The following is an 11,861-nucleotide window of genomic DNA, read 5'->3' as shown; positions in this document are numbered from 1 at the left end:
TTGAGAGATAACTGTATTGCAAGTGCGAACACAGCAGACTGGATCTTGGATTAGCGACGCCGGAAAAGTCAGAGCTAGCCCTCATTCTGAGAGGATTTAACAGATAACAGGGGTCTAAATCCCCCACCTTTAGGCGGATTGTTTTTAGGGTGGGGTTTAAATCCCCATCCTAAAAACTTCGCTATCAACTATCAACTATCAACTATCAACTAATTAAGCTCGATCGATCCGATCGAATTTATCTGCGTAACGATCGCGAGTGAATATCTAAATTAACGTCAGTTTCTGCTAGCAAAGAGGCTACGCCAACAGGTTAAGAGTTGCCTAGAGACTGGAAGTCTCGGCTTGTGATGCAAACTCCCGATTTGCGGCTCGCTCTGCGGAGGTTTCCTCCGCAGAGCGAGCGAGATCGGACACAATCGGAGGCGGTGCTGGAGCACAGCAAACATCTTTAACCCGAACTCAGGTTAAATTGAGGATCGAATGCTGTCGATCGTCGATCCTGTAGCGTAGCTGTTACGATCTTAATCCAAATTTACTTATCTACCCATTGGATGATAGTCGGTCGGATGAGCTTTTTTTGTCTGTCTTTAGACAGACAAGGGGTGAATGGGTAATGGGCAATGGTTAATAGGTAATAGATAGCCAAAGGTTGCTTGCGTCCACTCTCCCCTATCCCGTCTGGATCTGGAGTTCCATCGTAGTCCGAAGCCAATGCAAAGTAGTGGATAGATGCCAGTTTCTCCGCGATTAAAACTGTGTGGATGCTTCTTTAGATCTCCGAGCGACGGGTTTTGGCCGCTCTATCTTTGGATGGATTTTGGGTAATTAAGAGGGAAGGTTTTAGGCTTGAGATTTTAGGTTTTAGGCGGCACAGAGGAGGTATAAATACCAACAAAGATAGATGTTGCTAATTGCAATTATTGATAGTATTTAATTGACTATACCTACAAAAATTCCTGGAGTAAAGTAAATCGTGTCAACTGAGTTTAGCAAAGGTGACAAGGTGCAATGGGAAAGTTCTCAGGGCACGATCGAAGGTACTGTCGAGAAAAAATTGACCGAGCCGACAGCTATTAAAAAGCATCATGTCGATGCTTCAAAAGAAGATCCTCAGTATTTAGTAAAAAGCAACAAAACAGGTAAAGAGGCAGCTCATAAACCCGAATCGTTGAGTGAGCGGGAGGACTAATTTGTGGCTGAAGATCGCAAGTCAATTATTGAGGATTTTCACCAAGTAGTGAATATGAGTCCGCAGCAGTTATCGCGCTGGTTGAAGACTGAGGATTCGCAAGAGGTGGGACAGAAGAACGATGGAGACGAATCGACCGGACATAAATCTGGGCGACAGATTGTAAAGTTGTTGGAGCGGGATGAGTCCGAATACAGCGAGGAAGAAATTGCCCACATGCGGAAGGTAGTCAGTTATGTGCGGCGGCATTCGGCGCAGCGTCCGCAAGGGAATGTCGAGGATACGCGGTGGCGGTTTTCGTTAATGAATTGGGGTCACGATCCTTTGCAGGATCGCTAGTAGTCTACTATTTTGAGGAGAGGGGGGAGCAGCGGATGAGGGTCGAGAAATTGAACCTTACGCCTGCTACCCCTGATTTTTGTGAGTGCAGAAATATTGTGTTGTCTTGTAGCAATTTGGCCATTCTCTACCAGCAACCGACGATCGCTAGATTTGCTGTTTGCTAAGTTCATTTATTCCAGCTTTTGTTTAAATCTGACTGAAAAAAGTTTAGAGCAAATTGATAGTTTCTATTTAAGCATCAGTGGCAGATCGCTCGATCGAATACATTTTAGCGATCCCCTAATTCGGATCGATGGCATTACTCTACCAAATGATACATGTACTAAAGAAATTAAATTGTGAATTGTCGATCGAGTAGGCCGGAAATTTTTACGATCCGAGCGGTTTTATTTACTCGATGATTGACTGCCAATGGAGATCGCCAGTTAATTCGCTCGGATGATTAGAGATTTATTTCTATTTAACAAGCTCTTACCTTTGACAGAGCTGTTTTAATTTTTTTTTAAGTAGCTTTAGAAATATAAGTCATGTAAAAAAACACTTGACTTTTGGCAATCGAGCGATTTTTAACCGCTCGACAGGCCAGCGACATCGCCGATCGATAGAAGCTCTATTGAAAATTAGGAGGACACTTAAATGGCTGGACAAATTTGTTGGATTTCCAAGCTTGGCTCTAATGGCCAACTGTCTCTTCATCTACGGCTCGAATCTTACCATCCCTGGAAACCCCACACAGCTTTTCCCCATTTATGCGTACCAGACTATCAAATTCCCAACGGCACCAAGGGTTGGGCAACATGTCAGAAACTTTTACAAGCTGGATGGACGATAATATCGACCGAGCAGGCTCGCCAATCGCTGGAACGACCTGCGAGCAGTTGGATGAATCTAGCTACTCTCCCAGGCAGCGGCTCTACCCCAGATCCACAATTTGGTTAATTCCATTAGCAGCACGAGGAGGGACAACATGATAAATGCTTCAGTTCGATCGAACCCATCTGCTTCAACTTCCCAGCCAAAGATCCGCTATGCTGTGGTAGGTCTAGGCTGGTACGCACAGGCGGCAGCATTACCCGCTTTCGAGCACGCCGAAAACTCCGAGCTAGTAGCGATCGTTTCTGACGATCCGACTAAGCGAAGCGAAATTGCCAAAAAATATGGGATCGAACATACATATAGTTACGATGAGTACGATCGGTTGCTAGCTAGTGGCAACATTGATGCTGTCTACATTGCTTTGCCCAATCATCTACATTGCGATTATATCGTCAGAGCGGCTCAAGCGGGCATCCACATACTGTGCGAGAAGCCGATGGCTGTGAGTGTGGAAGAGTGCGAACGGGCGATCGCAGCGGCTCAAGACAATAATGTCAAATTAATGATTGCTTACCGCCTGCATTTCGAGCCAGCTAATATGCACGCGATCGAAGTAATTCGATCGGGTAAAATTGGCGAACCTCGGATTTTTAACTCGGTATTTTGTCAACAAACCGAAGGCGGCAATAGCCGACTCTCCGCCACACTGGGTGGCGGGACGATTGAAGATATCGGGATCTATTGCATCAATGCCTCACGATACCTATTTCAATCCGAGCCGATCGAAGTTTTTGCCACTAGTGCCAATAATGGCGAAGAACGCTTTGCCGAAGTACCGGAAATGACTAGTGCAATTATGCGCTTTCCTGGCGATCGGCTGGCAACTTTTGTCTGTAGTTTTGGTGCGGCAAAGGTATCTACCTATCAAGTCATCGGGACGATTGGCGACTTGTACGTTAAGCCAGCCTATGCCTCCTGCGGTGAAATCGAGCATAAGATTACCATCGAAGCCGATACCGAAACTCACACTTTTGGATCTAGCGATCAGGTAGCGGCTGAATTTGTCTATTTTTCCGATTGCATTATCCACGATCGCGAACCAGAGCCATCGGGAGCCGAAGGTTTGATGGACGTGCGAATTATTCGCGCTTTGTATGATTCGATCGCCACGGGCGGTTTTATTACACTCAACCTTCCCCAACGAGACCGTCGTCCCAGTGCAGCACAAATTATCGAGCGACCCCCACAGCAGCAAAAAGCCGAACTAATTAATGCTGCCGATCCGGCTGGTAATAACTAATTGTAGCTGAGTTAAACCTCTACAAATTCAATTTCTATCTTTAGACCGATATCATCGATTCTCAACATGAATATCCTGAATATAGATAGCCAAAAGAGTTCTTTTTTGGACTCTCGAACACTACAAAAATAAAGTGGTTAGCATCAGCTTACCCAGACAAACCTCGCAACAAATACCAATCGGCCAAAGCCAATTGGATCGAATGCCACCAGGCATATCGCCGGAAATATCCGAGGTAACAACTAATTTTAGCGCGATTATTTAATCCCGCTGTTACTTCCATCGGCGATCGCGTTCTTGACGATCGCGATCGTCTTGACGCATTCAAACTTAACTATTTATTGAGCATGAAATCCATTCTTTCTCGTCAACTTTTCTTAGCTACCGCCTGCATTTTGGGAATGGTAAATCTAGGGGCGGTCTTGCCCGCTACGGCTCAAAATAGCCCGTCAACACCCGATAGTCAGTTGCCGCCGATTAGCCCAACGACACCCAATAGTCCGACCAAACCCAGTAGCAGCCCGCAGACGCCCGTCACGCCTACGCGCTCGACTAATACAACACCAAATAATCCGACCAAAACGGATAGCGATACCCGCACTACTAGCCCCACCCAAACTGCGAGTCCAACGCCAACCACTAATCCGACGCGATCGACTAAACCTACCAGAAGAAATAATCCCACCAAAACCAACAGTCGCACCCGCTCGAATAGCCCCACTCAGACTATCAATCCTAACCGCTCGACTACACCAACGCGATCGACTAATACCACGCCCAATAATCCGACCAAAACAGACAGCGACACCCGCACCACTAGTCCCACCCAAACAGCCGATCCAGCACAAACTACTCCTAACCCACGCTAATTAGACCCATTCACCCACCCGTCTGTGCCGACCAAAACTTCCGCACCATCACCTCGACGCAGCTTGCAAGCACTCGATCGCCTCAATCTGACCCTGGGTGACGTGCGGGATGTCTTTGAACCTTACCTGGCAATTTTCCTCACCGCCGAACGACAGCTCGATCCAGCGCAAGTTGGCATCGCGCTGGCGATCGGCAATCTGGCTGGCATCCTCGCCCAAACGCCGATTGGGGCGGTCGTCGATGCCACCAAGCATAAGCGGTTACTAATTGCGATCGCCAGTGCGGTAATTGCCATTAGCTACTTGCTAATAATTAATTTCAGCGCGTTTCCGGCGGTGCTAGCGGCGCAAGTGGGCATCGGCGTGGCTGCGGTGACGGTGATTCCCGCAATTGAGGCAATCTCGCTGGGATTAGTCGGCCAAAAGGGATTGAACCAACGGGTGGGGCGCAATGAAGCCTTCAATCGATCGGGAAATGCGGTCACTGCGGTAGTCGCTGGCATTCTGGCGCAAATTACCGGACTGGCATGGATCTTTTATCTATTGATATTGCTGTGTATCGCGACGATCGTGCTGGTGTTTCAGATTCGCGATCGCGATATTAATCATACGACGGCTCGTTCCGGTCACTCACAGACTACTGGCAAAGATTTACTGCACGATTGCCCGTTACAGGTATTCAGTTTGGCGGTGTTCTTATTTTATATGGCTAATGCGGCTCTGCTGCCCCTGCTGAGTCAAAAACTCACGGGCGGACAACAAGCTGCTACGCCGTCTGGGTTTATCTCTGCTAGCATTGCTGTCGCCCAATTCACCACGATTCCAGTGGCGGCTTGGGCTGGTAAGGCTGCTGATATCTGGGGTCGCAAGCCCTTGTTATTACTGGCTTTTGCCGCCACGACGCTACGGGCTTTTCTGTATGCTCTTAATACCGACCCCTGGTTTGTCGTCTGGGTGCAAACCCTCGATGGTCTAAGTTCGGGGATCTTTGCCGTCACGATCGTGATAGTGGTCGCCGATCTCACTCAGGGTACGGGACGCTTCAATCTCGCCCAAGGCGGCATCTATACGACGATCGGACTGGGTGCAGCTTTGAGTAACTTAGCTGTCGGGTGGTTGGCTAGCACCGCCGGATTTTCGATCGCCTTCTTTACCCTCTCCGCGATCGCTGCTATCGGCGCGCTCTGGCTGTGGTTCGCCATGCCCGAAACAAAATAGCGACGATCTGATTGTGAATTTTGGATTGTGGATTGCGGCTTATCGACTATTCACTATCCACGATTGACTAGCCACTACCCACGATCCACCATGAAATTAAACATCAAAGACCTCCGAATTAGTAGTCCTGCTTTTGAACCGCTAACTAGAATACCCGATCGATATACATCTAAAGGTGAAAATATTTCGCCACCAATTGCTTGGACGGGCGTCCCGACTAATACTCAGCAATTAGTGCTGATTTGTTACGACCCAGATGCACCTCTAGCTAGAGGCTTCACCCATTGGCTGGTATATGGCATCCCACCAGATGTTAACGCGATCGGCGAAGGTGGTGGTAGCCGATTTACCGAAGGCATCAATAGTATAGAGAGTATCGGTTATACTGGCCCCGCACCACCACCAGGGCATGGGTTGCATCATTACTATTTCTGGCTGTATACTTTGGATACAGCTCTCGATTTAGCACCCGGACTCGATCGCGAACGGTTACTCGATCGGATCGCGCCCCATATCATCGAACAAGCCCGCTCGATCGGTACCTATGAGCTATAAATTCTCACTTCAGTCGATCGAGTAATAACCTAAGTATGTATCGACTCTAGCGAGCGATCGCATTAGAAAATCACTAGTCGCGATTACTCATTTTCTGCTAACTTCTTCTTAGTTAGCTTCGATCTTAGACCAGCACCAAAACCCAAACCAACTAGAGTGCCGACAATGGTCAAAGGTTCGGGGACGGCAGCAGTAACTGAGACGCCAGACAATAATGAAAAGGGCGGCAATCCAGTTGGAGTGCCTACAGCCAAGAAACTCAGTACTTGACTCGAACTAGTTGCTGTGAATGTCAATGTTTGTCGCTGCCAAGGAGTAACATTCGCTTTACTAGGCAATTCGATTAAAGCTGATAGCTGACTGACTCCATCCAAACTTACCCGCCAGCGATCTGTGGTATCTCCCTCAAAACCAGATTGCTGTCCGGCTGCTTGCCAAAAATTTACGTCGTAGCGATTACCTGGCGTCAAATCGTTCAACTGCTGACTGATAGAACCTTCCTCGAAAGCCCCATCTGCGGCGATAAACCATCCAGAACCATCGACACTGTTGACGGTCTGGCTGCTCCCACCATAAAGACTCAAGCCACCATAGGGGGCGTTGCCCAGTGCGGCCATGTTGGTCTTAAACGCAGTACCATCTGGCACGATAAAGTTATAACCATTATTACCACTGTTTGGCGGAGCGGGGGCAAAAGTCCAACCAGGAATAGTGACAACTGTCCGACCATTAGTAGGAGTATTACCTAAATAAGCTGATTGCGAGATTCCGCTGGGAATAAAGCCGCCATTTTGGAGAGTTACTGCTTGTGCCTGCCCAACTGGAATCAAATTCAGCGCAAGCGAAGTTACAGCGATGCTGCCGATCGACAAGATATTTTTCATTTTTTTAGTAATCTACCTGAGAAGAGAAAACGGGGTGGTTTTGTGAAAATTACCGACCGGGTATTTACTCTACGATCGGCACTCTAAAATTATACTCTTATCATGTAAATGTCAAGCGTTGTTTGTTGTCGATCTCGATGTTTTTAACAATCGCAACGATAATATATTCGGTTGGGGACAAACTCGAAGGCATGTCAATTTAGTATAGATAATCGACTCTTAATTCTCAATCCTTTGATAGGTCTAATGTCTATCTTTAATTAATGCGCATGTCTAATTTAGTACGTGCTTTACAAAAACTAGATAAGAATTTTCATAATACTCAAACTGCTAAATAATTTTCACTAATATTTCCAATTTAGGTAAGTGCGATCGCTCGCTTAATGTGTATGTATTCGTACATCATACCGATCGCCGTCCGAGCTTGACATCATTCCTAATTTATGCAAACATAATAGTACGCACGCTAAGTAATTAGCCCTATGAAACCTAAATCGATCGAGTCGGTATCGTCTACATCTGGGCAAGAATTTCGGGCACCATATAGCACTGGGTACCGGATCAAATTACTATCGCAGTTGCTGTATCGTCAGTTTAGCGATCGATTGGAACCGTTTGGATTGACGCCGTTTCACTGGTTGGTGCTGTGTTGTTTGTGGCAAGAAGATGGCTTACCAACTTCGGCGATTGGCGAAAAATTGCAACAAGTTGGCGGTACCTTGACTGGCGTATTAGATCGGATGGAAGAACGGGGTTTCGTGCGGAGAGAACGCGATCCGCTCGATCGGCGGATCTGTAGGATTTGGTTGACGGATGTGGGAATGGAGCTAGAGCAAGTACTCCCACAAATCACCGCTGACTTGCACGCACAGACGTGGGAAGGTGTTTCGCAGCGCGATCGCGAACAGTTTTCTCGCTCGCTCGATCGTGCCATCGCCAATCTATCTTAAGATACCTCGATCGCGTGGCGATGTTCATCCGATTGAGGGAAGCCTTATCGACTTCAAACTGGGAGAATAATGCGTATCGATATAATTTTTTAAGATTAATACTACGCATCCTAAATAATCGCTCCAAGTAGGCGATCGCCAATATTTATCAAACAGATCGTACCTGAAACCTACTTGGTGGGAACTCCCCACCCTACTGGCGCGAACAGACTAAAAATGTGGGCATTTAAGACATGAAAGTAACAGCTAGTAATACTTTGACGATCGCTTTCCCCACAGTTTTAGTCTGGTCGTCACACTACTGGGTCTGCCACTTAATAACTTAAGAACCCAATTCTCAATTCTCAATTAATTTAACTAGGCGATCTTTATGCAAAGCACAACGACAGCCAGCGAACAAAATGGTCATAACCTTGACAGTCACAATTTAGATACAAATCTGCTAAATACAATAGTGCCACCAGCCAAAGTCGAGACAGAGACTCCCTTTGTAGTGCCACAAAGCGAAAAACCAGCGAGCAAGCGCAATCAGCGGCTCGCGCTGATTTTGGCAGGATTGGGCATCGGTGCGACAGTTGCGGGGATATTTGGTTATCGATACTGGGAATTTATCTCCACCCACGAGACGACAGATAATGCCGCTGTTTACGGACATATTCACCAAATCAGCAGCAAAATTGCAGGCACGGTGACAGAGGTGATGGTAAATGACAACCAGCAAGTCAAACCCGGACAATTATTAATCAAGCTCGATCCTAAAGACTACGAAAATAAGGTGCAGCAAGCCCAAGCCGCACTAGAATCGGCAAAACGTCAGGCAAATGCCGCTCGAGCGAATATCGCGCTCGCGTCCCAAACGACTACAGGTAAAACCAGTCAGGCGCAGGGTGATGTTAGCACCGCTCAAGCGGGAATTTCGACAGCACAAGCCGTCGTGGCGGAAGCACGCGCTGGTATTCCCGCAGCGCAAGCCGCCGTTCAAGAAGCAGAAGCTGGTATTCCACTGGCACAATCGCAGGTAGCGCAAGCCGACGCCAATCTCCAAAAAGCTCAAGCTGACTTCAATCGCTATAATAGCTTGTTCAAATCGGGGGCGATTTCCGGTCAGCAATTGGATACAGCCAGAGCCGCCTATGCAGTCGCCCAGGGTCAAAAAAGCTCCGCACTCCAAGGCGTGCAACAAGCCCAAGCCCGATTAGCCGCCGCCAAAGTTGGGGTAGCACAAGCTCAATCTAAACTGGCACAAGCCCAAGAAGGGATTACTAGTGCCAGAGCAAAACTTGCAGCTTCTAGAGGTGGCTTGCAACAAGCCACAGCCAGCGGTCAACAAACCACCGTCAGCCGCAGCCAGTATGCAGCGGCACAATCGGCCATTGCCCAATCTCAAGCCGCCCTCAAAGATGCTCAATTGCAGCTATCTTACGTAAATATTACGGCTGTCAGCAACGGACGCATCGGTCGCAAAAATGTAGAAGTCGGCAACCGGATTCAAGCTGGCTCGCCACTAATGGCAGTTGTGGACAATGATTATTGGGTAGTAGCAAATTTCAAAGAAACTCAACTCAATAAGATGAAGCCGAAACAAGCGGTGGAAGTTAAGTTAGATGCTTTCCCCAGCCATTTATTTAAAGGCTATATAGATAGCGTTTCGCCTGCTTCTGGCGCGCAATTTTCACTCTTACCACCTGATAATGCAACTGGTAATTTTACCAAAGTAGTCCAACGGATTCCAGTCAAAATCAGACTCGATCCCAATAGTATGAAAGGCTATCAAACGCGGCTAGCTCCAGGGATGTCTGCTGAAGTTACGGTAGAAACCAACTAGTAGTCTACGGCTTAAATCTAGTTACTAGTTCGGTGGGGAGCGGGGCAAATGGGGCAATTATTATTGGTAGCTTCGTTTACGCCGTTTTGTACTAGTAGTAGGCAGCATGAGTTGGAAGATTGTCTTTCATCCTAAATCCGCTTCACAAACCCTTCTTTGGCGATCGAAAACCCAGGTAGTCCTCACTTTGCTCCCCGCTCCCAATGCCCCGCCCAAGACCACTAAGCCGCTAATATGACATGCAAGCAATCGACTCCAAATATCTACCACCAGCTCTGAGATCGCGAAATTATCAGTTGTTTTTTGCCGGACAGGGGATCTCACTCATTGGTACCTGGATGACGCAAATCGCGACAGTGTGGCTGGTTTATCATCTCACTAGCTCGGCTTTAATGCTGGGCATAGTGGGATTTACCAGCCAAATTCCTAACTTTTTGCTAACACCTTTTGGGGGCGTATTGGTCGATCGATTCCCGCGCCAACGGATCTTAATCGTTACCCAAATTTTGGCGATGGTACAATCATTAACATTGGCTGCGCTGGCTTTAACTGGCGTGGTTCAAATCTGGCATTTGCTGGTTTTGAGCTTATTTCAAGGTATGATTAATGCGATAGATGCACCAGCCAGACAAGCAATTGTTACCGAATTAGTCGATCGACCGGAAGATTTGGCCAATGCGATCGCGATTAATTCGACAATGTTTAATGGCGCGCGCTTGGTCGGCCCTGCAATCGGGGGATTGTTGATTGCTAGAGTGGGAGAAGCTTATTGTTTTTTAATCGATGGCGTTAGTTATATTGCCGTAATTACCGCTTTATTAGCGATGCGATTCAAACCCAAGAAAATGCCAGTAATTACTGGCAGCCCGTTGGAAAGAATTAAAGATGGATTTACTTATGCCTTTGGCTGTCCGCCAATTAGAGCTATTTTACTGCTCTCGGCGATCGTCAGTTTTTTGGGGATGCAATATACCGTACTCGTCCCAGTTTTTGCCGATAAAATTCTCAAAGGCGATGCCCAAACTTTAGGCTTTTTGATGGCAGCTTCGGGAGTAGGTGCGATATCGGGTGGGATTTATTTAGTTACGCGCAAAACGGTAGTGGGCTTGGGTAAATTAATTGTGTTGGGGCCAGCATTATTGGGAATGGGTTTGATTGTCTTTTCAATCTCCCGTTATTTGCCGCTATCCTTGCTGGCAATGTTCTTTATTGGTTTGGGGACGATTTTACAAATTGCGTCTGGTAATACCGTTTTACAGACAATTATCGATGATGATAAGCGCGGACGCGTGATGAGTATTTATACGATGTCTTTTCTGGGAGTGGTGCCATTTGGCAATCTTTTGGGTGGTACTTTGGCCGATCGCATTGGTGTTACGCCGACATTAATTATTGCTGGCAGTGCTTGTTTGTTAGGATCGTTTTACTTCAGCCGACAATTACCAGCATTAGGAAAAATAGTCCGCGAAATTTACCATCGCAAAGGTATCATCGACTAGTTGTTAGGGTGGCTACGTTTGAGGTTAAGTTACTCTCTAATCCCCCCTTCTTAAGTTACCCACGGATTGTTTGGACTAGTGCTTAGTTGTAAGTTGCTGGTGCTATAGAACCCGGATCTGGGGGAGACATCCTCCCAGCCCCCCGTTGGGGGACGCCCGCTGTCTTGTCGCACACAAACGGGAGGTTCCCTGCCGTTCGATGCGCCGCTTCCCCCAAACCCCCTCCGAAGGGTTTATTTGTGCGTAGCGTAGCGCGCTACGCATTAGTGCCCAGTCATCGATCTGTAAGTAATAGATAGCCCGATCGAGGGAGCTTTACATCGGAGGGCTGGGATGGAAAATCCCCTCCTGGGAGGGGTGCCCGTAGGGCGGGGTGGGTAGATTTCCGCAGTAACTCTACCAAACTTAGAC

General features: G+C 47.5%; 11 protein-coding genes. 10 read left to right on the top strand and 1 reads right to left on the bottom strand.

Annotated elements, in window-relative coordinates; genetic code table 11:
* Window positions 1-976: 976 nt before the first annotated feature.
* The 7 genes from CHA6605_RS28560 to CHA6605_RS28525 all read left to right on the top strand — a co-directional run bounded on the left by CHA6605_RS28560 (window position 977) and on the right by CHA6605_RS28525 (window position 6,292).
* On the top strand, window positions 977-1,192 hold the full coding sequence (locus tag CHA6605_RS28560; protein ID WP_015162826.1) for a hypervirulence associated TUDOR domain-containing protein: 216 nt from the start codon (window positions 977-979) through the stop codon (window positions 1,190-1,192).
* Between the two features lie 3 nt (window positions 1,193-1,195).
* Complete coding sequence (locus CHA6605_RS28555) at window positions 1,196-1,531, top strand: DUF3140 domain-containing protein (protein WP_015162825.1); 336 nt, start codon at window positions 1,196-1,198, stop codon at window positions 1,529-1,531.
* 639 nt (window positions 1,532-2,170) lie between these two features.
* Window positions 2,171-2,473, top strand: coding sequence for a hypothetical protein (locus CHA6605_RS28545; protein ID WP_015162824.1), 303 nt, complete (start codon window positions 2,171-2,173; stop codon window positions 2,471-2,473).
* Window positions 2,474-2,501: 28 nt separating this feature from the next.
* A complete protein-coding gene (locus tag CHA6605_RS28540; RefSeq protein ID WP_015162823.1) occupies window positions 2,502-3,650 on the top strand; it encodes a Gfo/Idh/MocA family protein in 1,149 nt (382 codons plus the stop codon).
* 347 nt (window positions 3,651-3,997) lie between these two features.
* Window positions 3,998-4,519, top strand: a complete 522-nt coding sequence (locus CHA6605_RS28535) for a hypothetical protein (protein ID WP_015162822.1) — start codon at window positions 3,998-4,000, stop codon at window positions 4,517-4,519.
* A gap of 24 nt (window positions 4,520-4,543) precedes the next feature.
* Window positions 4,544-5,737 carry an MFS transporter gene (locus CHA6605_RS28530; protein WP_015162821.1) on the top strand — a complete coding sequence of 398 codons (1,194 nt, stop codon included), beginning with the start codon at window positions 4,544-4,546 and terminating at the stop codon, window positions 5,735-5,737.
* Between the two features lie 90 nt (window positions 5,738-5,827).
* Window positions 5,828-6,292: a YbhB/YbcL family Raf kinase inhibitor-like protein gene (locus tag CHA6605_RS28525; protein ID WP_015162820.1), complete on the top strand. Its 465-nt coding sequence runs from the start codon at window positions 5,828-5,830 to the stop codon at window positions 6,290-6,292.
* Window positions 6,293-6,375: 83 nt separating this feature from the next.
* Here the strand turns inward: CHA6605_RS28525 and CHA6605_RS28520 are convergent, their stop codons facing one another.
* Entirely contained in the window at window positions 6,376-7,176 is an 801-nt protein-coding gene (locus tag CHA6605_RS28520; RefSeq protein WP_015162819.1) for a PEP-CTERM sorting domain-containing protein, read from the bottom strand.
* Between the two features lie 482 nt (window positions 7,177-7,658).
* On the opposite strand from CHA6605_RS28520, the gene CHA6605_RS28515 reads away from it, so the two are divergent.
* The 3 genes from CHA6605_RS28515 (at window position 7,659) to CHA6605_RS28505 (ending at window position 11,450) form a co-directional block, all read left to right on the top strand.
* Window positions 7,659-8,126: a MarR family winged helix-turn-helix transcriptional regulator gene (locus tag CHA6605_RS28515; protein WP_015162818.1), complete on the top strand. Its 468-nt coding sequence runs from the start codon at window positions 7,659-7,661 to the stop codon at window positions 8,124-8,126.
* 370 nt (window positions 8,127-8,496) lie between these two features.
* A complete protein-coding gene (locus CHA6605_RS28510; RefSeq protein ID WP_015162817.1) occupies window positions 8,497-9,951 on the top strand; it encodes an HlyD family secretion protein in 1,455 nt (484 codons plus the stop codon).
* A 239-nt stretch (window positions 9,952-10,190) separates the two neighbouring features.
* A complete protein-coding gene (locus tag CHA6605_RS28505) occupies window positions 10,191-11,450 on the top strand; it encodes an MFS transporter (RefSeq protein ID WP_015162816.1) in 1,260 nt (419 codons plus the stop codon).
* Window positions 11,451-11,861 lie beyond the last annotated feature (411 nt).

This window comes from Chamaesiphon minutus PCC 6605 (assembly GCF_000317145.1).
GTDB lineage: Bacteria > Cyanobacteriota > Cyanobacteriia > Cyanobacteriales > Chamaesiphonaceae > Chamaesiphon > Chamaesiphon minutus.
This window is presented reverse-complemented; position numbering and strand designations above follow the sequence as displayed.